This is a genomic window from Curtobacterium sp. 9128, from assembly GCF_007673775.1.
Taxonomy (GTDB): domain Bacteria; phylum Actinomycetota; class Actinomycetes; order Actinomycetales; family Microbacteriaceae; genus Curtobacterium.
Genome location: NZ_VEAF01000004.1, coordinates 298,508 through 320,507, shown reverse-complemented (window position 1 = coordinate 320,507; position 22,000 = coordinate 298,508). Strand labels below are relative to the sequence as shown.

Annotated in this window: 24 protein-coding genes and 4 tRNA genes; 8 read left to right on the top strand and 20 right to left on the bottom strand. The window is 70.1% G+C overall.

The window, feature by feature from the left end; all coding sequences use genetic code 11:
* Positions 1 to 83 precede the first annotated feature (83 nt).
* Entirely contained in the window at positions 84 to 758 is a 675-nt protein-coding gene (locus FS641_RS10425) for an ABC transporter ATP-binding protein (RefSeq protein WP_144763872.1), read from the top strand.
* A gap of 84 nt (positions 759 to 842) precedes the next feature.
* Here FS641_RS10425 and FS641_RS10420 read toward each other — a convergent pair whose 3' ends face one another.
* The 6 genes from FS641_RS10420 to FS641_RS10395 all read right to left on the bottom strand — a co-directional run bounded on the left by FS641_RS10420 (position 843) and on the right by FS641_RS10395 (position 7,236).
* On the bottom strand, positions 843 to 1,781 hold the full coding sequence (locus FS641_RS10420) for a biopolymer transporter Tol (protein WP_144763466.1): 939 nt from the start codon (positions 1,779 to 1,781) through the stop codon (positions 843 to 845).
* Positions 1,782 to 1,936: 155 nt separating this feature from the next.
* Entirely contained in the window at positions 1,937 to 2,776 is an 840-nt protein-coding gene (locus FS641_RS10415; protein WP_144763465.1) for a carbohydrate ABC transporter permease, read from the bottom strand.
* On the bottom strand, positions 2,769 to 3,761 hold the full coding sequence (locus tag FS641_RS10410; protein ID WP_186317695.1) for a carbohydrate ABC transporter permease: 993 nt from the start codon (positions 3,759 to 3,761) through the stop codon (positions 2,769 to 2,771). Before FS641_RS10410 ends, FS641_RS10415 begins: the two co-directional genes overlap by 8 nt.
* A 122-nt stretch (positions 3,762 to 3,883) precedes the next feature.
* On the bottom strand, positions 3,884 to 5,188 hold the full coding sequence (locus tag FS641_RS10405; RefSeq protein ID WP_144763463.1) for a sugar ABC transporter substrate-binding protein: 1,305 nt from the start codon (positions 5,186 to 5,188) through the stop codon (positions 3,884 to 3,886).
* A gap of 132 nt (positions 5,189 to 5,320) precedes the next feature.
* The gene (locus FS641_RS10400) at positions 5,321 to 6,493 is read right to left on the bottom strand and encodes a Gfo/Idh/MocA family protein (protein ID WP_144763460.1); all 1,173 of its coding nucleotides are present in this window, start codon (positions 6,491 to 6,493) and stop codon (positions 5,321 to 5,323) included.
* The gene (locus FS641_RS10395; RefSeq protein ID WP_222122082.1) at positions 6,490 to 7,236 is read right to left on the bottom strand and encodes a sugar phosphate isomerase/epimerase; all 747 of its coding nucleotides are present in this window, start codon (positions 7,234 to 7,236) and stop codon (positions 6,490 to 6,492) included. The genes FS641_RS10400 and FS641_RS10395 overlap by 4 nt, the downstream gene beginning before the upstream one ends.
* A 141-nt stretch (positions 7,237 to 7,377) precedes the next feature.
* Between FS641_RS10395 and FS641_RS10390 the strand changes: the two genes are divergently transcribed.
* Complete coding sequence (locus tag FS641_RS10390) at positions 7,378 to 8,589, top strand: ROK family protein (protein WP_186317694.1); 1,212 nt, start codon at positions 7,378 to 7,380, stop codon at positions 8,587 to 8,589.
* A gap of 199 nt (positions 8,590 to 8,788) precedes the next feature.
* On the top strand, positions 8,789 to 9,364 hold the full coding sequence (locus FS641_RS10385) for a YqaJ viral recombinase family protein (protein ID WP_260855794.1): 576 nt from the start codon (positions 8,789 to 8,791) through the stop codon (positions 9,362 to 9,364).
* A 108-nt stretch (positions 9,365 to 9,472) separates the two neighbouring features.
* Here the strand turns inward: FS641_RS10385 and FS641_RS10375 are convergent, their stop codons facing one another.
* The 6 genes from FS641_RS10375 to FS641_RS10350 form a co-directional block, all read right to left on the bottom strand.
* Positions 9,473 to 10,087, bottom strand: coding sequence for a Pr6Pr family membrane protein (locus FS641_RS10375; protein WP_144763455.1), 615 nt, complete (start codon positions 10,085 to 10,087; stop codon positions 9,473 to 9,475).
* A 74-nt stretch (positions 10,088 to 10,161) separates the two neighbouring features.
* Positions 10,162 to 10,851 carry a 50S ribosomal protein L1 gene (gene rplA / locus FS641_RS10370; protein WP_144763453.1) on the bottom strand — a complete coding sequence of 230 codons (690 nt, stop codon included), beginning with the start codon at positions 10,849 to 10,851 and terminating at the stop codon, positions 10,162 to 10,164.
* Between the two features lie 88 nt (positions 10,852 to 10,939).
* Positions 10,940 to 11,371 (bottom strand): 50S ribosomal protein L11, encoded by a 432-nt coding sequence (gene rplK / locus FS641_RS10365; protein WP_144763451.1) that lies wholly within the window; start codon positions 11,369 to 11,371, stop codon positions 10,940 to 10,942.
* Between the two features lie 136 nt (positions 11,372 to 11,507).
* Positions 11,508 to 12,551: a transcription termination/antitermination protein NusG gene (gene nusG, locus FS641_RS10360; protein ID WP_144763449.1), complete on the bottom strand. Its 1,044-nt coding sequence runs from the start codon at positions 12,549 to 12,551 to the stop codon at positions 11,508 to 11,510.
* A 158-nt stretch (positions 12,552 to 12,709) separates the two neighbouring features.
* A complete protein-coding gene (secE, locus tag FS641_RS10355) occupies positions 12,710 to 12,988 on the bottom strand; it encodes a preprotein translocase subunit SecE (RefSeq protein ID WP_144763447.1) in 279 nt (92 codons plus the stop codon).
* 21 nt (positions 12,989 to 13,009) lie between these two features.
* Positions 13,010 to 13,082 (bottom strand) — tRNA-Trp (locus tag FS641_RS10350).
* 139 nt (positions 13,083 to 13,221) lie between these two features.
* On the opposite strand from FS641_RS10350, the gene FS641_RS10345 reads away from it, so the two are divergent.
* A complete protein-coding gene (locus FS641_RS10345) occupies positions 13,222 to 14,454 on the top strand; it encodes a pyridoxal phosphate-dependent aminotransferase (RefSeq protein WP_144763445.1) in 1,233 nt (410 codons plus the stop codon).
* A gap of 109 nt (positions 14,455 to 14,563) precedes the next feature.
* Here the strand turns inward: FS641_RS10345 and FS641_RS10340 are convergent, their stop codons facing one another.
* Genes FS641_RS10340 through FS641_RS10330 form a run of 3 tightly spaced genes read right to left on the bottom strand, consistent with a single transcriptional unit; the run spans position 14,564 to position 16,463 of the window.
* On the bottom strand, positions 14,564 to 15,580 hold the full coding sequence (locus tag FS641_RS10340; RefSeq protein WP_260855779.1) for a UDP-N-acetylmuramate dehydrogenase: 1,017 nt from the start codon (positions 15,578 to 15,580) through the stop codon (positions 14,564 to 14,566).
* Positions 15,581 to 15,594: 14 nt separating this feature from the next.
* Entirely contained in the window at positions 15,595 to 16,017 is a 423-nt protein-coding gene (locus FS641_RS10335; RefSeq protein WP_144763441.1) for a MaoC/PaaZ C-terminal domain-containing protein, read from the bottom strand.
* Positions 16,014 to 16,463, bottom strand: a complete 450-nt coding sequence (locus tag FS641_RS10330; RefSeq protein WP_144763439.1) for a MaoC family dehydratase N-terminal domain-containing protein — start codon at positions 16,461 to 16,463, stop codon at positions 16,014 to 16,016. The genes FS641_RS10335 and FS641_RS10330 overlap by 4 nt, the downstream gene beginning before the upstream one ends.
* 108 nt (positions 16,464 to 16,571) lie before the next feature.
* Here FS641_RS10330 and FS641_RS10325 point away from each other — a divergent pair, with 108 nt between their 5' ends.
* Positions 16,572 to 16,961 (top strand): hypothetical protein, encoded by a 390-nt coding sequence (locus FS641_RS10325; protein WP_144763437.1) that lies wholly within the window; start codon positions 16,572 to 16,574, stop codon positions 16,959 to 16,961.
* A gap of 301 nt (positions 16,962 to 17,262) precedes the next feature.
* On the opposite strand, the gene FS641_RS10315 is transcribed toward FS641_RS10325, so the two are convergent.
* The 3 genes from FS641_RS10315 to FS641_RS18080 form a co-directional block, all read right to left on the bottom strand.
* Positions 17,263 to 17,336, bottom strand: a tRNA-Met gene (locus FS641_RS10315).
* Positions 17,337 to 17,368: 32 nt separating this feature from the next.
* Positions 17,369 to 17,440: transfer RNA gene (locus tag FS641_RS10310), tRNA-Thr, on the bottom strand.
* Between the two features lie 90 nt (positions 17,441 to 17,530).
* Positions 17,531 to 18,196, bottom strand: coding sequence for a M23 family metallopeptidase (locus FS641_RS18080; RefSeq protein ID WP_186317693.1), 666 nt, complete (start codon positions 18,194 to 18,196; stop codon positions 17,531 to 17,533).
* Positions 18,197 to 18,404: 208 nt separating this feature from the next.
* On the opposite strand from FS641_RS18080, the gene FS641_RS18075 reads away from it, so the two are divergent.
* The gene (locus FS641_RS18075) at positions 18,405 to 18,692 is read left to right on the top strand and encodes a hypothetical protein (protein WP_186317692.1); all 288 of its coding nucleotides are present in this window, start codon (positions 18,405 to 18,407) and stop codon (positions 18,690 to 18,692) included.
* A gap of 207 nt (positions 18,693 to 18,899) precedes the next feature.
* On the opposite strand, the gene FS641_RS10300 is transcribed toward FS641_RS18075, so the two are convergent.
* Together FS641_RS10300 and FS641_RS10295 are read right to left on the bottom strand one after the other, a co-directional pair.
* Positions 18,900 to 19,721, bottom strand: a complete 822-nt coding sequence (locus FS641_RS10300; RefSeq protein ID WP_144763431.1) for an inositol monophosphatase family protein — start codon at positions 19,719 to 19,721, stop codon at positions 18,900 to 18,902.
* 73 nt (positions 19,722 to 19,794) lie between these two features.
* Positions 19,795 to 19,876 (bottom strand) — tRNA-Tyr (locus FS641_RS10295).
* Between the two features lie 125 nt (positions 19,877 to 20,001).
* Between FS641_RS10295 and FS641_RS10290 the strand changes: the two genes are divergently transcribed.
* Together FS641_RS10290 and cls are read left to right on the top strand one after the other, a co-directional pair.
* Positions 20,002 to 20,490, top strand: a complete 489-nt coding sequence (locus FS641_RS10290) for a YajQ family cyclic di-GMP-binding protein (RefSeq protein WP_144763429.1) — start codon at positions 20,002 to 20,004, stop codon at positions 20,488 to 20,490.
* Positions 20,491 to 20,523: 33 nt separating this feature from the next.
* The gene (cls, locus tag FS641_RS10285; protein ID WP_144763427.1) at positions 20,524 to 21,984 is read left to right on the top strand and encodes a cardiolipin synthase; all 1,461 of its coding nucleotides are present in this window, start codon (positions 20,524 to 20,526) and stop codon (positions 21,982 to 21,984) included.
* Positions 21,985 to 22,000 lie beyond the last annotated feature (16 nt).

The window sequence follows — 22,000 nt, the reverse complement described above, 5'->3', positions numbered from 1 at the left end:
CGACCGAACCGACGACAGGAGCCACCGTGACCACCAGCGAGACCGCCGCCCCCACGACGGAGGCGACCCGTGCCTCCAGTCCGATGTACCGACTCACCGACGTGCGCAAGACGTACCGGCAGAAGCACCGCACCGTCACCGCCCTGGCCGGCGTCGACCTGACCATCCCGGCCGGCCAGTTCGTCGCGGTGCAGGGGCCGACCGGCGGCGGCAAGTCGACGCTGCTGCAGATGCTCGGCGCACTCGACCGACCGACTGCCGGATCGGTGCTCCTCGGTGACCGGGACGTGGCGTCGCTCGGCGACCGAGCGCTGACCGACGTCCGGGCGATGCAGATCGGCTTCGTGTTCCAGGGGTTCAACCTCGTGCCGACGCTGACGGCGCTCGAGAACGTCGAGACCGCGTTCGCCGGCTCACTCGCGAACCGCGCGCGCTCCGAGATCCGCGAGCGCGCGACGGCGGCGCTGCAGGAGGTCGGCCTCGGCGACCGACTCGAGCACCTGCCGGCCGAGCTCTCCGGTGGGCAGCAGCAGCGCGTGGCGATCGCCCGGGCGCTGGTGAAGAACCCGAGCGTCCTGCTCGCGGACGAGCCGACGGGCGCCCTCGACGAAGCCACCCGCGACGACGTCATGGCGATCATCGAGCGGCAGTGGCGGGACCGCGGGCTGACGGTCGTCGTCGTGACGCACGACTCGTGGGTGGCGAAGCGGGCGGAGCGTCGCCTGCGCATCGAACAGGGGCGGGTACAGGAGCTGTAGGCACCGGGCGCCCTCCTGGCGTCGCTCCCCGTCGCGGACACCGCGCCCCGTCGTCTCGGGGTGCGGTGTCCGTCAGAGGGCGCGTCAGTTCGCTTCGGCCACGGGGTAGTCGCAGTACGCGAACCAGGTCGAGTCCGGCGCCCACGGCGGCACGTTGACCGTCCCCTGACCGCCGTCGAGCGTCACGAGGGTCTCCGGTGCCGGCATGATCCGCGCGCCGCGCACCAGGGTCCCGGGGAGCAGCCGCAGCTCGACGCGGTGGTCGGCGGGGTGCCCCTGCACGCCCGGCTCGTACGACAGGTAGAGCAGGTGCGCGCCGTCCGGCGAGACGTGCGGGAACCAGTTCACCCGGTCGTCGGCCGTGATCCGCACCGGGTCCGTCGCCCCGGCTGCCAGCGCGACGAGCTGCGCGGTCCCCGGGGTGAAGCGCTCCGAGTTCCAGACGAGCACCTCCCCCGCGAAGGACACCCCGTCGTCCGGGAAGGCGTCCCGGGTGAGGAACGTCGGGTCGCCCGTGGCGGGGTCGACGAGGGCGACGTCGGTCGTCCAGACCCCCTCCTCGGTCAGCTCCCCGACGATCGCCGCGAGGGTCGACCCGTCCGGAGCGATGCCGTGCAGGTAGAACTTCCGGACCACGGGCAGGGCCGTCGACGCGTCGGTGAGGGCTGCGGCGGCACCCCCGGCCGGGAGCGGGACGCGGTGCAGGTCGCCGTCGCGGCTGCTCACCACGACGGACCTGCCGGAGGGGTCGAGCACGTGGTCGTTGTTGATCTCGGCGACACCGGGCATCGGGACGCGCTCGAGGGCGGTCTCGTCGAGCACGGTGCCCGGTTCGGGGAGGCGCAGCAGCCAGAGGTCACCGTCGCCGTTGAGCACGAGGGTGTGGTCGTCGAGCACGTTCGGCGCCTCGACGAGGACGGTGCTCGACGCGAACACGAGCCGGGATTCACGCCGCTCGAGGTCGTACACGTGGACCCGGCTGGTCTGTCCCGGCAGGAGCTGCCGGCCTCGCGGTTCTGTCATGCGTCCATCCTGTCTGGTCCACCCTGGTGTCCGTCCGGGCAGTGGTTCGGGCTGAGCGACGGTCCACGCGCAACTCGGCGCGTGGACCGTCGCTCAGCCCGTGAGATCGGAACCGCGGCGAGGCCGCCGCTGCGAGGCCGCCGCGGCGAGGCCGACTACTTCACCGCACCCGCCGTCAGCCCGGCGACGAACTGCCGCTGGACCACGAGGAACGCGATCACGACCGGGATCGAGACGACGAGGGACGCCGCCATGATCTGGTTCCAGTACACGTTCGTCTGGGTCGAGTACTGCTGCAGACCGACCGCGAGCGTCTGCCCGTTGCCGTTCGTCATCACCGAGGCGAAGAGGACCTCACCCCATGCGGTCATGAACGAGTAGATGCCGACCGCCACGAGCCCCGGACGGGCCGAGGGCAGGATGATCCGGAACAGCGCACCCATCGGGCCCGAACCGTCGACCATCGCCGCCTCGTCGAGCTCGCGCGGGATGGTCTCGAAGTAGCCCGCCAGCATCCAGATCGAGAACGGGAGCGTGAACGTCAGGTAGGTGATGATCAGGCCGGTCCAGCTGCCGACGAGTTGGATGCCGAGCGAGTTCCCGAGGTTCGTGAAGATGAGGAACAGCGGGAGCAGGAACAGCACACCGGGGAACATCTGCGTCGAGAGCACCGCGGTCGTGAACGTGCTCTTGCCCTTGAAGTTCCACCGCGACACCGCGTAGGCGGCGAACGTGGCGATGATGAGCGAGAAGACCGTCGCGACGGTGCAGACCACGAGCGAGTTGATGAAGTACTGCCCCAGCGGGACCGTCGACCACATGTCGATGAACGGCTGGAACGTGATGTTGGTCGGGATCCACGTGAAGTCGTTCTGCACGTCACCGAGCGGCTTGATCGCCGTGGTGATCATCACGTAGAGCGGCACGACCGTGAAGACGGTCAGGAGTGCCAGGACGATGATCTTGAAGGACTTTGCGCCCACTGTTTCACGCACGGACGGACCTCCGGTTGGTCACGGCGAGGTAGATGCCGGTGACGACGAGCAGGAAGAGGAGGAGCAGGACGCTCATCGCGGCACCGGAGCCGAAGTTCCAGGTGATGAACGACGCGTTGTAGATGTGGAAGCTGAGCAGGTCGGCCGCCGGGGGCTGCGCCGTCGAGCCGAAGAGGACGTACGGCGTGTTGAAGTCGTTGAAGGTCCAGAGGAACATCACGAGCACGAGCGTCACGTTCACCGGGCGGACCATCGGCAGCGTGATCGAGCGCCACTGGCGGAACGGCTTCGCACCGTCCACCGAGGCGGCCTCGTACACGTCCGACGGGACCGACTGCAGGCCGGCCATCAGCATCAGGAACGCGAACGGCCAGGTCTTCCAGATCGCCACGACGACGACGGCCACGAAGGCGTTGTTGCCGATGAGCCAGAACGGGCCGTTGCCCATCAGGTGCAGCTGGTCGACCAGGATGTGGTTGATCGCACCCGAGTCCCGCTGGAACATGAACTTCCACGTGATGACGCCGGCGTACATGGGGAGCGCGTACGGCACCAGGAACAGCGTGCGGAACAGCCCGCGGCCCTTGAACGGCTTCTGCAGCGCGACCGCGGCCATCATGCCGAAGCCCCACGACAGGCCGACGACCAGGACGGTGAAGGCGCAGGTGATGAGGAACGAGTTGAGGAGTCCCTTGCCGATCGCCTGGTTGAAGTCGACCGCGACCTGGTAGTTGTGCAGGCCGGCCCACGGTGCCGCACCCCAGTTCGCGATGAAGTACTTGGTGAGCTGCACGAAGCTGATCCAGATGCCGGTGAGCATCGGGACGATGTGGATCAGGAGTTCGAAGAGGATCGCGGGACCGACGAGTGCGTACGGCAGCCACTGGACTCGGCGCTTGCCCTTGCGCGGGGGTCCCGCGAGGGTCGGCGCTTTCGTGTGCAGCAGGTCGGGGGCCTCGGAGTCTGGCAGGACCGTCGTGGTCATGAGCAGGGCCTTTCGGCGTCAGGAGAGTTCGAGTACTGCGTCGGCCCTGGCAGTGGCCGGTCGCGGTGAGTGGTGGAGGCCCGGGGCGGCCTTGCGGACGCGCCCCGGGCCTCCAGGCCGGATCAGCCGTTCGCCTGGGACACCTGGTCCTGGGCGGTCTGCAGCGCGGACTTGATGTCGCTGTCGGACACCGTGCCACCGGTCGCGATCTTCGCGAACATGTCGTTCATCGCCTTGCCGACCGTGGACTCGAACTGGTCCTCGGCGGGCACCAGCGGGAGCGGCTTCGCCTTGTTGTTGTAGATGTCGAGGAACGTCTTCGTCTGCTCGTCGGTGACCGAGTCAGCAGCGGAGGCGAGCACCGGCAGTGCCGAGTACGGCTTGTCGAGCGTGGTCTGCGTGTCCGAGCTCGTCATGTACTTGACGAACTTGAGCGCGCCGTCCTTGTTCTTCGTGTTCTTGAAGACGGACAGGTTGATGCCGGCCGGGAAGCTCGCGATGTCCTTCTCGCCCTTGGGGGCCGGGAAGGGGACCACGCCGAAGTCGTCGGCGGACATGCCGTTCGACTCGATCGTCGCGTTCGCGTTGTTCTGCGTCAGCATCATCGCGGCCTTCTTGTTCGCGAAGTCCGAGACCGCCTGGGTGCCGTTGTCGTACTGGGCGTTCGACGGGTTGACGACCTTGTCGCTCTGCATCAGGTCGAGGTAGCGCTTGATGCCGTCGACGTTGGCGCTCGACGTGAAGGTCGGCTTGCCGCTCTTGTCGAACCACTCGCCGCCGTTCTGGGCCGAGTTGATGAACGCGAAGTGCGCGTTCTCGGTGTACGAGCCACCGGCGATGGTGAAGCCGTACTTGCCGCCCGTGGTGAGCTTCTGCGCGTCAGCGGTCAGGTCCTCCCACGAGGTGGGCGGCTGGAGGCCGGCGTCCTGGAACATCTGCTTGTTGTAGTAGAGGCCGTACGCGAGGCCGTAGAGCGGGACGCTCGTGACGGTCTTGCCCGGCGCGCCACCGGTGGAGAGCGCGACCTTGCCGAACTTGTCCGCGCCGCCGATCGCCTTCATCGCCGAGTCGTCGAACGGCATGAACGCGTTGGTGGCCTGGAGCGAGGTCGCCCAGGTGTTGCCGATGTTGACCACGTCCGGGCCCTGGCCCGAGGTGACGGCGGTCTGGATCTTCGTCTGGAGGTCGTTCCAGCCGATGACCTGGAGGTTGACCTTGATCCCGGTCTCCTTGGTGAACTTCTCGAGGACGGGCGTCAGCACCTCCTTGTCGTTCTGCAGGGACGTGCCCTGGTTGGACGCCCAGTAGGTGAGCGTCTTGCTGTCACCGGAGGAGCCGGAGCCCCCACCGGAGGAGCAGGCTGCGAGGCCGGTCACGGTGAGTGCCGCGGCCGCGGTGATGGCCAGTGCGCGGATGGCAGTGCGCATGACTCTCTACTTTCTCGTCGTTGAGATGGTGCAGTGGGTACTGCTGGTGCTCCGGGTGGAGCGGGTGCAACGGGTGGTTCGGGTGCTGCTGTGTCGCCGCGGGTCCGCCAGGGACGGCCCCACGGCTGCGGGTCAGACCAGGGTCTGCTCCGCGGGGTCCCAGCCCTCGGGGAGGGTCGGGGAGGGTGTGACGGTGCTCTCGACGAGCACCGGCTCACCACGTTCGGCGCTCTCGGCGATGGAGACCATCACGTCGAGGACGTGGAAGGCGAGGGCACCGGGGACCCGGTTCCCCTCGCCGGCGCGGAGCGAGCGGGCCAGGTCGACCACGCCGGTGCCGCGCGAGTAGGTGGAGCCGACCGCGGGGATCGTCTCGGGTCCGTCGGAGCCGAGCGCGTACAGCTCGGTGTCCCCGTCGAAGTTGTTCGGGTCGGGGAACACGACGGTGCCCGTCTCCCCCGCGATCTCCACGAAACCGGTCCGCCCACGGTCGGACTCGAAGGAGAACACGCTCTGCGCGCTCCCCCCGTTCTCGAACTCGATGAGCGCCGAGTGGTTCGTCGGGACCTCGACCGGGAACTCCGTGCCGGCCTTCGGTCCGGAACCGATCGTGCGCGTCGCGCGGGACTTCGACGCCGTGGCGGTGACCTTCGACACCGGGCCGAGCGCCTGCACGAGGGTCGTGATGTAGTACGGGCCGATGTCGAACAGCGGGCCGGCACCGACCGCGAACAGGAACTCGGGACTCGGGTGCCACGACTCCGGGCCGGGGCTCTGGAAGAGGGTCAGGCCGTTGAGGGGCGTGCCGATCCGACCGTCGCGGATGGTGCGGAGCGCAGTCTGCAGGCCGGCACCGAGGAAGGTGTCCGGCGCCACGCTGACCGTCCTGCCCGCGGCCACGGCGGCGTCGCGCAGCTGCGCGGCGCTCTGCCGGTCGAGCGCGTAGGGCTTCTCGCCCCACACGTGCTTGCCGGCGGCGAGTGCCTGCAGCGCGACCTCGACGTGGGCGGCTGGGATCGTCAGGTTGACGACGATCTCGATGTCGTCGATGGCCAGGAGCTCGTCGACGGTGCCCGACCCGGCAACGCCCCACTTCTCGGCCTGCGACGCTGCGCGGGGCAGGTCGATGTCGGCGATGAAGTGGACGCGGACGTCCGGGAAGACCGTGAGGTTCGAGAGGTACTGGTCCGAGATGACCCCGGCGCCGATGACGCCGACTCCGACCGGCCCGGTCTTCGCCGTGCCGCCCTGCGCGGCCGCGTCCGACGTCGCCGCGCCCTGCTCGCCCGTCGTGGTGTCGGTCATGCGCCGACGCCCTGCAGGAACGTGTACGAGTCGGCGACGGCCTGGAAGACGTCGCCGTCGTGGTCGTCGAGCTCGATCACGTGCAGCGCGTTCGGCGCCGCCGCGACGATCTCGCGGATCGGCATGATGCCGTTGCCGACCGCGACCTGCTGCTTGTCGTCGTGCGATCCGTCGCCGTCCTTGACGTGCAGGAACTGGACCTTGTCGCCGAGCTTCTCGATGACGGCCACCGGGTCGTCCCCGCCGACCTTCGCCCAGTAGGTGTCGAGCTCGAGCACGACGTCGTCGGACAGCGCGCCGGCGAAGACCTCGTAGGCGCTGACACCGTCGATGCGGTTCGAGAACTCGAACGCGTGGTTGTGGTACCCGAGGGTCAGGCCGTGGTCCGCGGCGCGGGGGGCGAGCGCGCTGAGCTCGCGGGCGATCGCCTCGACGTCCTCGCGGGTCGTCCAGCGGGCCTCGTCGATGTGCGGGTCGATCAGGGTCTGCGTGCCGATCGTCGCCGTGGCGTGGAAGATCCGCTCGAGGTCCTGCTCGCCGGCGTCGAGGAGCCGGGCGTGACCGCTCGGGGCTTCGAGTCCGGCCTCGGTGAGTGCGGCCGCGTACTCGTCGGCGCGGTCCACGTAGCCGAAGAGCTCGACCTTCGTGAAGCCGATGCCGGCGATGCGCTGCAGGGTGCCGGGCAGATCGGCTCCGAGTGCGTCGCGGACCGTGTAGAGCTGGACCGAAAGCGGTTGTGTCACCTGTGTTCTCCTCATCGAGACTGCGGTCGTCAGTGACCGAGCGTCACACTACGAGCACTTCTGTCGGCGGTCAAGCAGAAGTCCGCAGAACTTCGACGATCTTCATTGCGTGCCCGGTTCGATGTGTGGTTCACTCCCCGCATGGTCGACTTGACTCGGACGGCAGCGTCGCCTCCGGTCGGGACGAGCGAGCTCTTCCAGATCCTCCGCGACGGTGTCCCGCGGACCCGGGCCGAGCTCGCCGCACTGACGGGGGCAGCACGCTCCACCATCGGCGTGCGCTTGGACGCCCTCACCGACGTCGGACTCGTCGGACCCGTCGAGACGGCGGCGTCCACGGGTGGGCGTCCGCCGGCACAGGTCGCGCTCCGGTCGACCTCGCGGCTCGTCATCGCCGCCGACCTCGGCGCGTCCCACGGCCGGGTCGCCGTGACGGACCTCGTGGCAGCGCCGCTGGCCACCCGCGAGGCGCGGATCGACATCGCCGCGGGCCCGGTCCCCACGCTCACGTGGCTCGTGCAGGCGATCGACGAACTCCTCGACGAGGTCGGCCGCAGCCGGCGGGACGTCATCGCGATCGGCATCGGCGTTCCGGGACCCGTCGAGTTCTCCACCGGCCGTCCGGCGAACCCGCCGATCATGCCCGGGTGGGACGGCTTCGACGTCCCCGGGTGGCTCCGGCAGCACATCGCCGCGCACGTGCTGCTCGACAACGACGTGAACATCGCGGCCCTCGGCGAACGGGAGCACGGCTGGCCGGACGTCGACCACCTGCTCTTCGTCAAGGTGGCGACCGGCATCGGCTCCGGCATCGTCTCCGACGGACGCCTGCAGCGGGGTGCCCAGGGCACCGCTGGGGACATCGGGCACGTCCGGGTCTCCAGGGCAGGCGACATGCCCTGCCACTGCGGGAACACCGGCTGCCTCGAGGCCGTCGCGTCCGGTCCCGCCATCGCCAGGGCGCTCCGCGAGCGCGGTCACGACGTCCACTCGAGCGCGGACGTGATCGACCTCGTCACCCGCTCCGACATCGACGCGATCGGTGCCGTCCGCCAGGCCGGGCGCGACATCGGCGAGGTCCTGGCCACCTGCGTGTCGCTGATGAACCCCTCGGTGATCGTCCTCGGCGGGTCCGTCACGCAGGCGGGCGAACACCTGCTGGCCGGCGTGCGCGAGGTCGTCTACTCGCGGTCGATGCCGCTCGCCACCGAACACCTCGTCATCGCGCCGTCCCGTGCCGGCGGCATCGCGGCGCTCCAGGGCGCGGCGGCACTGGCCATCGGCTACGCGCTCTCCCCCGCCGGCGTCGACGAGCTCGTCGCGTTCGCCGAGGGTCGCGAACTCGTCTCCTGAGCGGGCGCAGACCCGTCGTCCAGCAGGCACCGGCACGGTGCGCGGTCGGCCACCGACGGTGCGCCGGTTCGCCACCGTCGGTGCGCGGGTGGACAATCGTCGGGTGACGATCGTGCAGCCCACCCTGTGGGGCGACGGCCTGGAGGCCGAACTCGCCTCCGACGCGTCCGTCACCCGCGCGCACGACACCTTCACGACCCTGCGCGGCCACACCGAGCGGATCGTCGCCCACTCCTCGGACCGCGTCGCGTGGCTCCGCGCCCGCGCCGCCGGGATCACGGCGACCGACGTCGCCCGGCTCGCCTCGCTGCGCGCCGTCGAGGCCGTCGTGCTCGACAAGCGCTACGGCTCCCGGTTCTCCGGCAACGTCTACACCGAGCACGGCAAGGAGCGCGAGCCCGTGATCGCCGCGTGGGTGGCCGCGACGCACGGCATCCAGCCGTCGGCGCACCTGTTCCACGCGAGCGCGAACCGCGCCCACCTGGCGACCCCGGACGGCGTCGGACACGACCGCGACGGCCGCCTCCTGCTCGCCGAGATCAAGACGACTTCGTCCGGCTGGAAGCGCGTCCCCCGCCACTACCTGCGGCAGGTCTGGTGGCAGCAGTACGTCCTCGGCGCCGAGCGCACGCTGTTCGTCTGGGAGGAGCACGACGACTTCGTGCCCGTCGCGGACGAACCGAAGTGCCGCTGGATCGACCGCGACGACGACCAGATCCGCGGGCTCGTGCAGCTGGCGGACCTGGTGCTCGACCGGTTGCGCGACGCCCGCTGACGCCGGCCGGCCCGGCTTCGGCCGGCCTGGCTCCGGCCGGCCTGGCTCCGGCCGGCTGGCCCCGCCGGCCTGGCTCCGGCCGGCCTGGCTCCGGCTGGCTGGCTCCGGCTAGACCCGGATCAACCGCAGACGGCTCATCCCGATCACGAGCAACCCCATCAGGGCGATGAAGACCGCCACCCCGAGGCAGTACAGCGCCACGACCCCGTACCCGAGGCCCGGGTCAAGGAACGGGTACGGCACCCAGCCGTCGGTCGCTCCGCGGACGAGCACCACGACGAGCCAGACCGCCGGGTAGAGCAGGAACCACCACACGTGCCGCGTCCGCAGCCGGGCGCGGTCCGAGAAGAGCAGCCAGTCGAGGACGGCGTAGACGGGGATGACCTTGTGCAGCAGGTCGTTCGACCACGGCACCGTGAACGAGTTCCCGAGTGCGGCCTCGACGAGCAGCGTGTTGTACACGATGCCGGTCGTGGCGATGTACACCGTCGCCGCCCCCCGGAAGACCGACGCACCGACCCCCTCACGCTGTCGACGTGCGGCGGCGACCAGGGCCAGCGCGAACGCCGCCGCGATGATGATGTTCGACTGGATCGTGAAGTAGCCGAAGAAGTTCCAGAAGACGACGCCGGGGCCCTGCGACGTCCGGACGAACTGGGCGACGATCGCAGCGACGACCGCGATCACGGCGATGAGCCGGAGGGAGTTGACGAGCGTGCGCACACCGCAACGGTATCGGCTGGCACGCAGGAAGGCCCCGAACCGGTACCGGTTCGGGGCCTTCGAGCGAGTCGGACTCAGATGCTGTTGACGTCCAGCGGGATGCCCGGTCCGAAGGTCGTCGAGACGGCGCCCTTCATGACGTAGCGGCCCTTCGAGGCACTCGGCTTGAGGCGGTTGATCTCCTCGAGCGCGGTCGAGATGTTCTCGTCGAGCTGCTCGGCGGTGAACGAGGCCTTGCCGACGACGAAGTGCACGTTGGCGTGCTTGTCGACGCGGAACTCGATCTTGCCGCCCTTGATGTCGTTCACGGCCTGCGCGACGTTCGGGGTCACGGTGCCGGTCTTCGGGTTCGGCATGAGGCCACGCGGGCCGAGCACCTTGCCGAGACGACCGACCTTGCCCATGAGCTCCGGCGTCGAGACGGCCGAGTCGAACGCGGTGTAGCCGTCGGCCACCTTCGCGATGAGCTCGTCGCCACCGACCTCGTCGGCGCCGGCGGCGATGGCGGCCTCAGCCGCGGCACCCGTCGCGAAGACGATGACGCGGGAGGTCTTGCCGGTGCCGTGCGGCAGGATGACGGTGCCACGGACCATCTGGTCCGCCTTGCGGGGGTCGACGCCGAGCTTCAGCGCGACCTCGACCGTGGAGTCGGTCTTCGCAGAGCCGGTCTCCTTGGCCAGGGCGACGGCCTCGGTCGGGGTGTAGAACTTGTCGGCCTCGATCTTCGCGGCCGCGGCCTGGTAGGCCTTGGACTTCTTCGCCATGGTGGTCTCCTTGCGAGATACGTGGTTGGCGAGCCGGCGAGGCTCTCCCACGGAAGGGTTTGGGGTGTGGACCTGAGTGGGGTGAGGCCTACGCCTCGACCGTGATGCCCATCGAACGAGCAGTGCCGGCGATGATCTTCGCGGCCTGGTCGATGTCGTTGGCGTTCAGGTCGGCCTGCTTGGTCTCGGCGATCTGACGGACCTGGTCCATCGAGATCTTCGCGACCTTGACCGTGTGCGGGGTCGAGGACCCCTTCTGCACACCCGCAGCCTTCTTGATGAGCTCGGCGGCCGGCGGGGTCTTGAGGACGAACGTGAACGAACGGTCCTCGTAGACGGTGATCTCCACCGGGACGACGTTGCCGCGCTGCGACTCGGTCGCGGCGTTGTACGCCTTGCAGAACTCCATGATGTTCACGCCGTGCTGACCGAGCGCCGGACCGATCGGCGGGGCCGGGTTGGCGGCTCCCGCGTTGATCTGCAGCTTGATCAGGCCCGTGACCTTCTTCTTCGGTGCCATGTTGTGCTTCCTCCTGGGATCGAACGCACGGGGACCCGTGCACTCTCCCGCGGAACCGGCGGATCCGGCTCGCGGTGACGAGCCCGACACCGGAGTGTCGGGCCCAAACTCGATGAGTCTACCGGATGTGTGAGCGCTAGAGCTTGGTGACCTGGTCGAAGCTGAGCTCGACCGGCGTCTCACGCTCGAACAGCGAGACCAGCACGGTGAGCTTGCCGCTCTCCGGCTTGATCTCCGAGATCGACCCGGGCAGACCCGCGAACGAGCCCTCCTTGATGGTGATCGTCTCGCCGACCTCGAAGTCGACCTCGGCCGCCGGCTGGGCCTGCATCTGGCCGCCGCCCTTGCCGCCCTTGGTCGGTGCCGGCTCGGCGACCTGGACCAGGGACTTCAGCATCCCGAACGCCTCGTCGAAGCGGAGCGGGGTGGGGTTGTGCGCGTTGCCGACGAAGCCGGTGACACCCGGGGTGTGCCGGACGACGGACCACGAGTCCTCGTTGAGGTCGAGACGGACGAGCACGTAGCCGGGGATCCGGACGCGCGTGACGAGCTTGCGCTGCCCGTTCTTGATCTCGACGACGTCCTCCATCGGGACCTCGACCTGGTAGATGTAGTCCTCCATCGACATCGAGACCATGCGGTTCTCGATGTTCGACTTCACGCGACGCTCGAAGCCCGCGTAGGAGTGGATGACGTACCACTTGCCCGGCTTCATCCGCAGCTCGGCCTTGAACGCCTCGTACGGGTCGACCTCGGCCGGCTCGTCGTCCTCGAGCGCGTCGGCGCCTTCCTCGGCGGCGATCGTGGCGCTGGCCTGCTCGGGCGACTCCTCCTCGAGCTCGGACTCTTCCTCGTCCTCGACGGCCTCGACGGCGGCCTCGGCCTCGTCGGCGGTGTCGATCTCGAGCGCGTCGTCCACGACGGCGTCGGCCTCGGGGTCACGCGACTCCTGGAGCGCCTCGAGGGTCTCGTCGATGCCGGCGACGGCGCCGTCGTCCGGCTCGGAGCTCAGGCCGAGGGACTCGTCGTCCTCGTCCTCGATCTCCATCGCACGCTCTTCAGCGGACTCCGCCGAGCGCTCCTCGCCGGTCTCGACGTCGCCTTCCTGGTTCTCCTCCACCTCGGAGGACTGCTCGGCAGCGGTCGCGAGGTCGATCTCGTCGCGGGAGTTGTCAGACACTGTCGGTTCTTTCCGTTCGGTGGTGCGGATCGGGTTGGCGTTCGGTCCCTGGGGGCGTCCGGTTCTGCAACCGCCCGCGGGATCTGCGATCTGCGCGGGCGGGGTGCCGGGTGGCCAGGAGGTCGGCCCGTTGTGCAGAGCCTACGGGGACAGCCTGATCAGGCGGTCGGACCGTTGCCGAAGACGTAGCCGACACCGAGTCCGAACACGAAGTCGAGGATCGACACGAGGACCATCATCACGACGACGAAGACCAGGACGACACCGGTGTAGCTGAAGAGCTCCTTGCGGGTCGGTGTGACGACCTTGCGGAGCTCACCGATGACCTGGCGGATGAACAGGGCGATCGCCGCGATCGGGCCGCGGCGTCCAGCCCGGTCCTGCTTCGCCTTGGCGACGACGTCGTCCGCCGTCGCTTCCACGTCTTTGCTCGCCAACTTCGTACCCTTCCAGAGGTGCAGGGCGGACAGGACTCGAACCTGCAACCTGCGGTTTTGGAGACCGCTGCTCTACCAATTGAGCCACCGCCCTTCGGGAGCCGATCCCGACTCCCGGGTGACCACGTCCGCCATCATGCAGGCCGTGACCGCCGCAGACGAGTGTACGGGAGTGCGTCACACGGTGTCCACTTGACGGATGCTCCGGCGTGCCGCGCCGATAGGCTGGGCGGGTGAGCACCGCAGCCAACGGCCCCGAGTCCACCGCCAACCAGCGTCCGCGCATCGCGTCCCGCATCGCCGCGATCGCCGAGTCCGCCACGCTCAAGGTCGATGCGAAGGCCAAGGCGCTGAAGGCCGCTGGACGACCGGTGATCTCCTTCGCCGCCGGCGAACCCGACTTCGCGACGCCCGCGCACGTGGTCGAGGCCGCCGTCGCCGCCGCCCAGGACCCGGCGAACCACCGGTACACCCCGGCGACCGGGCTGCCCGAGCTCAAGCAGGCGATCGCCGCGAAGACCGCCCGCGAGTCCGGCATCGCCGTCGAGCCGTCGCAGGTCATCGTCACGAACGGCGGCAAGCAGGCCGTCTACCAGGCGTTCCAGACGATCGTCGACGCCGGGGACGAGGTCCTGCTCCCCGCGCCGTACTGGACGACGTACCCCGAGGCCATCCGGCTCGCGGGTGGTGTCCCGGTCGAGGTCTTCGCCGGCAGCGACCAGGGGTACCTCGTCACGGTCGAGCAGCTCGAGGCAGCGCGCACGCCGAAGACGAAGGCGCTGCTGTTCTGCTCCCCCTCGAACCCGACCGGCGCCGTGTACTCCGCTGAGCAGACCCGCGCCATCGGCGAGTGGGCGCTCGAGCACGGCATCTGGGTGATCAGCGACGAGATCTACCAGGACCTCGTCTACGACGGCATCAGCTTCACGGGCGTGCTCGAGGCGGTCCCGGCCCTCGCGGACACCACCATCCTCGTGAACGGCGTCGCCAAGACCTACGCGATGACCGGCTGGCGCGTCGGGTGGTCCATCGGCCCGGCCGACGCCGTCAAGGCCGCGTCCAACCTGCAGTCGCACCTGTCGTCGAACGTGTCGAACGTGTCGCAGCGCGCGGCCATCGCGGCCCTGAACGGCCCGCAGGAACCGGTCACGGCGATGCGCGAGGCCTTCGACCGCCGTCGGCAGGCCATCGTGGCAGGGCTCAACGCGATCCCCGGCTTCGTCACGCCAACGCCGCAGGGCGCGTTCTACGTCTACCCCGACGTCACGGCGCTGCTCGGGCGCGAATGGGCCGGTTCGACCCCGACGACGACGCTCGAGCTCGCGGACCTGATCCTCGAGCACGCCGAGGTCGCCGTCGTCCCCGGCGAGGCCTTCGGACCCTCCGGCTACCTGCGACTGTCGTACGCCCTCGGTGACGACGACATCGCCGAGGGCGTGCGGCGCCTGGCCGAGCTCTTCAGCTGACCCCGCACCCCGGCAACGACGACGCGCCCCGCTCCGACGGGGCGCGTCGTCGTTCCGGGGGTGCGGCCCGGCGGGACCCGCACGACGCGGACGGGAGGCTCTGCTCGCCTCAGGCGAGCAGGTCGCCGACCACGACGGGTTCCGGCACGAGCGCGACCCCGAACCGGTTGAGGACGGTCAGCTGGACGTACCGCGCGAGCTCCGCCACCTCGGCGGCGGAGGCGTCACCACGGTTCGTCAGCGCGAGGGTGTGCTTCGACGAGATCGCCGCGTGCGACCCGGCGAGTGCGTACCCGCGGTGCACGCCGGCGTGCTCGATGAGCCAGGCGGCACTGAGCTTGACCTCGTCGCCGGCCGGCCAGCGCGGCGCGTCGATGGGCAGGGTGTCCGCGAACTCCCGCGACACGATCGGGTTCGTGAAGAACGACCCGGCGCTCCAGGTGTCCCGGTCGTCGGCGTCGAGGACCATGCCCTTGCCCGCGCGCAGCCCCAGCACGGCGGACCGGATCGTCGACGGGGCGACGCGGGCCCCGAGCTCGACCCCGAGCGACCCGGCGAGCTGCGGGTACCGGACCGGCACACCGCCGTCGGTGTCGGTCCCGAGGGCGAACTCGACGGTGAGCACCACGCCACGGCGCCCGTGCTTCAGCGTGGACGTGCGGTAGCCGAGCGCCAGCTCGGCCGCGTCGAGCCAGGCGCGCTCCCCCGTGGCCGCATCGAGGAACTCGGCGCGGGTGAGCACGTCGGACAGTTCGACCCCGTACGCCCCGATGTTCTGCACGGGGGACGCGCCGACGGTGCCCGGGATGCCGCTGAGGGCCTCCAGGCCGGTCCAGCCGTGCTCGACGGTCGTGGCGACGAACGCGTCCCACGGCTCACCGGCCGCGACGCGGACGGTGACGCCGTCCGCGGTGACGTCGTGCTCGACGCCTCGGGTGCGCACCACGACGACGGTGCCGTCGAACCCGGCGTCGGCGACCAGCAGGTTGCTGCCGCCGCCGACGACGAGCCAGTCGTCGTCCGCCCAGGCGTCCTGGACGTACGCGACGAGGTCCTCGGTCGTGTCCGCGACCAGCAGCCGGGCGGCGGGCCCACCGACGCGGAGCGTGGTGAGGTCGGCCAGCACCGGCGTCGACACGGTCAGCGGAACACCACCGTGACCTGCGCCTTGCCGAGCACGGTCTGCCCGGCTGCCGTCACGGTGAGGTCGATGCGCTGCGGACGACCCTGGTCGTCGACGGTCCCGACCTTCGCGACGACGCCGACGGTCGCGCCCTGCTCCGGGTCGACGACGACGGGGCGCGTGAAGCGGACGCCGTACGAGGCGACCCAGCCGCGGTCGCCGAGCCACTCCGAGACCGGCTGGACGGCGAGGCCCATCGTGAGCATGCCGTGCGCGAGCACGCCGGGGAGCCCGACGGACGCGGCGACGTCGTCGCGGTAGTGGATCGGGTTGAAGTCGCCGGAGGCACCGGCGTAGCGGACGAGCGAGTCGCGGGTGAGGTGCACCTCGCGCTCGGCCACGACGGTGCCGACGGGCGTCTCGGTGGCTGCGGTGGTCATGCGTCGTCCCCTCGGACCACGAGGGTCGACGTCGCCGTGACGACGTGCTCCCCCGCTGCGTCGGTCATCGTGCTCTCGGCGGTGACCATGGCGTTGCCGCCGAGGGTCTTCACACTCGTGACGGTCAGCGTCGCGGTGAGCTCGTCCCCGGCGACGATCGGGCGCTCGTGCGTGAACCGCTGTTCGCCGTGCACCACGCGCGAGAAGTCGATCCCGGCGTCGGGCGCGGCCAGGAGCTGCGCGAGCGTGGCCTCCTGCACGACGACCGCGAAGGTCGGCGGTGCGACGACGTCGTCGTACCCGGCCGCGCGCGCGGCGTCGACGTCGTGGTGGATCGGGTTGGTCGCGAACGTGGCGCGGGCGAACTCGCGCACCTTCTCACGGCCGACCAGGTACTTCGGGGCCGGCGGGAAGCTCCTGCCGACGAGATCGGGGTTCACTGACACGACGCGCAGTCTACCGAGCGCTGTTCGATGCCCGGTGGTGCATGAGGAAGCATCGGCTATGCTGACAGCAGATACCGGGGGGTATCCGTTCGAGCGAGGGGGGACCGCATGGAGACGAGCATCGAGTTCGCCGTGCACACCGCTGACCGGTCCACGGCGATGGAGCTCGCGGCGACCGCGCTGCGATCAGCAGGGCACCACGTCGAGGCCGTCCCGGGGACCATCACGGCGAGCTCCGGCAGTCGGCTGTGGACGGTGCTGCTCGGCGCGCTCGTGCACCCGTCCCGGGAGTACCGACGCTACGAGGTCGTCGTGTCGACCGCCGGCGGCCGTTCGCTGCTGACGCTCCGGTCTGCGGGCGAGGGGCCCGCCGTCGCCGGGGGCTCGATCGGTGCGGCGCGGCGGCGGCAGCGGTGGGAGCACGTCACCGGGCTGCTCGAGCGGACGCTGCGGTCGGCGGGGCTGCTGCAGGGGAACGCCGGCCGGACGCGGGCGTAGCGGGGGCGGTCAGAGGTGCTCTTCGCGGGCGGTGCTCGGCGCGCGGGCGGTGCTCGGCGCCGCGGGCGGCGCACGGTGCGCCGCGGGCGGCGCTGGCGGCGTCGTTCGCACAACCGGGAGCACGGAACGCTGGCGATCGGCGTGGCGCGGCGCGCATCCGGTTGTGCGGCGACGAACGGCACCACGTCCGCGGCCCGGGCGAACGGCACCGGATCCGGCGACCAGGGCTCGTGAGGGCGGCGGCACCGACACCGGCAGGCCCGGGAACGACGAAAGCCCGGCGCGGACGCCGGGCTTGCGGTAGCGAGGGCGGGACTTGAACCCGCGACCCCACGATTATGAGTCGTGTGCTCTAACCAACTGAGCTACCCCGCCACAGATCCGGCGCTGGTTTCTCGCCGGGTCGGAGCCCCGAGTCAGGATTGAACTGACGACCCCTTCCTTACCATGGAAGTGCTCTACCACTGAGCTATCGGGGCGTGTACCGCGAGCGGCACCACACGAGGATAGCAGAACCCGGAGAGGGCCCCGAACCGGCCGTGTCGCCCGGGCGTGCCGCCGCAGAGGGCCTAGTTCGCGTTGGCCTTGAGCCACGCCAGCGGGTCCACCGGGACACCGTCGACGTGGACCTCGAGGTGCAGGTGCGGACCGGTCGAGTTGCCCGTGGAGCCGACCAGCCCGAGCTCGTCCCCCACCGCGACCTGCTGCCCCTTCACGACCTTGAACGAGTTGTCCATCATGTGGCCGTACACGCTCGTGAACTGCTTGCCGTCGACGTCGTGCTCGACCCACACGTCGTTGCCGAACCCACCGTCGTGCGGTTGCACCTTGATGACGGTACCGGCGGCGATGACCCGGATGGGCGTCCCGGCCCCCGGTGCGAAGTCGACACCCTGGTGGTTCGTCGAGCAGAACGAGCAGCCCTCGACCTGTCGGCCGCCGAACCCGGAGGTGATCGGCACGCCCGTCAGGAACGGCCACTGGATGGTGCCCTTCGGGTCGTTCGTGAAGCTCGACGAGTCGAGGTTCTTGTACTGCGTGGCATCGGACACCGTGTACGCGTCCCGGTCGGTCGGCACGGCCGCTGCGTCACCGACCCGGACGGACTGCGTGTCGCCGCTGCCGACCGCCTGCACCGTCGTCGAACCGGGCTCCGGCGTGTAGAGCGCCTGCGCCGGGAGCGAGGTGGAAACGACCAGGCCGGCGGCGAACAGCAGTGCCCCGACCGCCGTCACGCGGGAGGCGTTCGTGCGGAAGGACGCACCGGTGCGTCCGGAACGTGTCGACGGAGCAGCGGTGCGACCGGCGCCGAGGTGTCGCGTGGCGCGGTCGACCCGCTGGCCGGCCGCCGGGGCGGCGGGGCGCCGTCGGACGGACGGAACCTGGCCGGACACCCGTCGAGCCGGACGAGTCGAGTCGACAGCGGGAGCCGCAGCCGGAGCCGTGGTCGCCCCCTGGCCAGCAGCCGGAGCCGCGGTCGCCGCCTGGACAGCAGCCGGCGCGACGACCGGCGAGGACGGTGCCGGCGGCGTGACGGGGTCGACGGCGGAAACCGGCATCGCGGGCGAGGACGGCGCCGGGGGCGTCACCGGCGACCCGGCAGCGGTCGCCGCCGTCGGGACCGCGGCCACGGGAGACGGAGCCCGCTCCGGCTCGGCGCGGCGGTGCTCCTGCTTCGCTGCCGCACGCTCCGCTTCGATGCGGGCCCGCCGGGTCGTGTGGACCACCTGAGTGGGTCCGTCGGAGGCGTCCTGTCCGTGGACAGCGGGCGAGAGCGTGGCTTCAGGCATGCGGTTCGGAGGGGGTCCTGATCGATTCGGTCGTCGTCGCGGCGGTGGCGCAGGTAACGAGCGGGTAACGGGGCCCGAGCGACGGTACCAGGGCTCGCCGCCCGCCGCCAGTCGTCGTCGACGCCGCCCAGCCGGTCCGGAGGCGGGCTCAGTCGCCCAGGACGCCGGCTTCGGCCGCGCGGACCAGGGCCTCGAGGGGAGCCGCGATCGTCGGTGCCGCGAACAGGAAGGAGCGGGTCCCGCCGGCCTCCCACGTGGTGACGACGGCGCCGGCACTCGCGGCGACGATCGACCCGGCGGCCATGTCCCACGGGTTGATCCCGCGCTCGTAGTAGGCGTCGACGATCCCGGCGCCGACCGCGCAGCAGTCGAGCGCAGCGGACCCGGCTCGGCGGATGTCGCGGACCTCCCCGAGGAGCCCCGTCAACACGGCGACCTGCTCACGACGACGGTCGGCGGTGTACCCGAACCCGGTGGCGACGAGCGTCTCGCCGAGCGAAGCGGGCTCCGACACGGCGATCGGCGTCCCGTTGCGGGTCGCCGTCTCCCCGGCGACCGCGCGGTACACGTCCCCCGTCGCCGGCGCGACGACGACCCCGGCGACGGGTTCCCACACGGCGGGGTCGGGCTCACCGCGGACGACACCGATGCTGACGGCGTACTGCGGGCTACCGTAGAGGTAGTTGACGGTGCCGTCGATCGGGTCGACCACCCACGTGAGCCCGGAGGTCCCCGGCGCAGCGCCGGTCTCCTCGCCGAAGAAGCCGTCGTCCGGACGGGCCGCGCGGATGCGGTCGTGCACGAGCGCCTCGACCTCGCGGTCAGCGGCCGTGACGACGTCCGCGATGCTCGACTTCCGGTCGGCGACCTCGACGCCCTCGGCCCGACGACGGGCGGCCAGCGCGGCGGCTTCGGTCGCGATGGACTCGGCGAGGTCGGCGAGTTCGGTCGGTGTCGGCGCAGCGGTCATGCCCCGATCCTGCCAGGAACACCCGCTCCGGGAACGACGAGAGCCCCGTCCTGTGGACGGGGCTCGTGTCGTGTGGCGAGTGAGGGATTCGAACCCCCGAAGGCTACGCCGGCTGATTTACAGTCAGATCCCTTTGGCCGCTTGGGTAACTCGCCAGGTGCGCACCCAGCCCGTGTAGTCACCAACCGGAGGCGCCAGAACAGCATAGCGGATGGGTGCACGTGGTCGTGACCACGGTGGTGCCGGACCGCGGTCAGCGCCGCCGGATAGGCTGGTCGGCATGGCAGACAGTTCCTTCGACGTGGTCAGCAAGGTCGACAAGATGGAGGCGGACAACGCCCTCAACCAGGCCGCCAAGGAGATCGAACAGCGCTACGACTTCAAGGGCGTGGGCGCGTCGATCGCGATGAGCGGTGACGACGTCCTCATCAAGGCGAACACCGCCGAGCGCGCGACCGCCGTCCTCGACGTGTTCGAGTCCAAGGCGATCAAGCGCGGCATCAGCCTCAAGAGCCTCGACGCCGGCGAGCCCTACGCCTCCGGCAAGGAGTTCCGCATCGAGGTGTCGTTCAAGAACGGCATCGAACAGGACGTCGCGAAGAAGATCGGCGCGTTCCTCCGTGCCGAGGCGCCGAAGAGCGTGAAGAGCCAGATCCAGGGCGACGAGCTCCGCGTCTCGTCGAAGAGCCGTGACGACCTGCAGAACACGATCCAGCTGCTCAAGGGCGAAGAGTTCGACGTGCCCCTCCAGTTCATCAACTTCCGCTGACGCGCTCGCGCAGCTGACGAACACGACACCCCTGTGGAGCACTGGCTCACCGTCGCACTGACCGTCCTGCTGGTCCTCCTGGACCTGGCGATCCGTGCCTTCTCGATCATCTACGTCCCGATCAACCGGAAGCCCCAGACGGCGACCGGGTGGTTGCTGGCGATCTTCCTGATCCCGTACATCGGCTTCATCGTCTTCCTGGTGATCGGGTCGACGAAGCTGCCGAAGGCCCGGCGTGAGAAGCAGACAGAGATCAACGCGTACATCCTCGAGCAGACCGAGGGCATCGAGCGCGTGCGTCGCGACCACCCGTGGCCGCCGTGGTTCGAGAGCATCACCGAACTGAACCGGAAGCTCGGTGCGATGCCCCTCGTCGGTGGCAACCAGGCGGAGCTCTACCCCGACTACGACGAGTCGATCGCCGAGATGGCCCGCTCCGTCGACGCCGCCCGTCGGTTCGTGCACGTCGAGTTCTACATCGCCACCCTCGACGACACGACGCGCGTCTTCTTCGAGGCGATCGCCCGCGCCCAGGCACGCGGTGTCACCGTCCGCTTCCTGATGGACCACTGGGCAAGCCGCGGTTACCCCGGGTACAAGGACACGCTGGCGTTCCTCGACCGGGCGGGCATCGAGTGGCACCTCATGCTGCCGCTGCAGCCGCTCAAGGGCCGGTTCCAGCGCCCGGACCTCCGCAACCACCGCAAGATCGTCGTGATCGACGGTTCGGTCGCGTTCACCGGGTCGCAGAACCTCATCGACAAGTCCTACGACCTCAAGGCCCACATCGAGAAGGGCCTGGCGTACAAGGACCTGTTCGCCCGCTTCGAGGGGCCGGTCGTCGCGGGCATCAACGCCCTGTTCGTCACGGACTGGTACAGCGAGACCGACGAGCTCCTGCTGCGGGAGAGCGACCCGGTGCACCGAGCGGACCGCGGGGACGCCATCGACTGCCAGGTCGTGCCGTCCGGGCCGGGGTTCGACGGTGAGAACAACCTGCGCCTGTTCAACGCGCTGCTGTACTCGGCGCAGAAGAAGGTCTCGATCACGTCGCCGTACTTCGTGCCGGACGACTCGATGCTGTACGCGATCACGACGACGGCCCAGCGCGGGGTGGAGGTCGAGCTGTTCGTCGGCGAGATCGGCGACCACGCGATGACGTGGCACGCGCAGCGCTCCTACTACGAGGGGCTCCTCCGCGCCGGCGTGAAGATCTGGTTGTACCGGGCTCCGACGGTCCTGCACGCCAAGCACTTCACGATCGACGACGACGTGGCGGTGATCGGGTCGAGCAACATGGACATGCGCTCGTTCAGCCTGAACCTCGAGATCTCGGTCATGGTCCGTGGCGAGAGCTTCGTCCAGGCGCTCCGGGGTGTGCAGGACGCGTACCGCGCCGCGAGCATCCCGCTCGACCTGGACGCGTGGCTCGGCCGGACGCGTCGGTCGCAGGTGCTCGACAACGTCGCGCGGCTCACCGCCGCCCTGCAGTAGCGACGACGGCCGGGAG

Bases quoted from the DNA above. Each gene is read 5' to 3' on its own strand.
- FS641_RS10290 (WP_144763429.1), top strand. From the start codon at position 20,002: ATGGCAGACAGTTCCTTCGACGTGGTCAGCAAGGTCGACAAGATGGAG.
- rplA (WP_144763453.1), bottom strand. From the start codon at position 10,851: ATGGCGAAGAAGTCCAAGGCCTACCAGGCCGCGGCCGCGAAGATCGAG.
- FS641_RS10300 (WP_144763431.1), bottom strand. From the start codon at position 19,721: ATGACCGCTGCGCCGACACCGACCGAACTCGCCGACCTCGCCGAGTCC.
- FS641_RS10420 (WP_144763466.1), bottom strand. From the start codon at position 1,781: ATGACAGAACCGCGAGGCCGGCAGCTCCTGCCGGGACAGACCAGCCGG.
- FS641_RS10425 (WP_144763872.1), top strand. From the start codon at position 84: ATGTACCGACTCACCGACGTGCGCAAGACGTACCGGCAGAAGCACCGC.
- FS641_RS10405 (WP_144763463.1), bottom strand. From the start codon at position 5,188: ATGCGCACTGCCATCCGCGCACTGGCCATCACCGCGGCCGCGGCACTC.
- rplK (WP_144763451.1), bottom strand. From the start codon at position 11,371: ATGGCACCGAAGAAGAAGGTCACGGGCCTGATCAAGCTGCAGATCAAC.
- FS641_RS10400 (WP_144763460.1), bottom strand. From the start codon at position 6,493: ATGACCGACACCACGACGGGCGAGCAGGGCGCGGCGACGTCGGACGCG.
- FS641_RS10390 (WP_186317694.1), top strand. From the start codon at position 7,378: ATGGTCGACTTGACTCGGACGGCAGCGTCGCCTCCGGTCGGGACGAGC.
- FS641_RS10335 (WP_144763441.1), bottom strand. From the start codon at position 16,017: ATGACCACCGCAGCCACCGAGACGCCCGTCGGCACCGTCGTGGCCGAG.
- FS641_RS10325 (WP_144763437.1), top strand. From the start codon at position 16,572: ATGGAGACGAGCATCGAGTTCGCCGTGCACACCGCTGACCGGTCCACG.
- FS641_RS10410 (WP_186317695.1), bottom strand. From the start codon at position 3,761: ATGACCACGACGGTCCTGCCAGACTCCGAGGCCCCCGACCTGCTGCAC.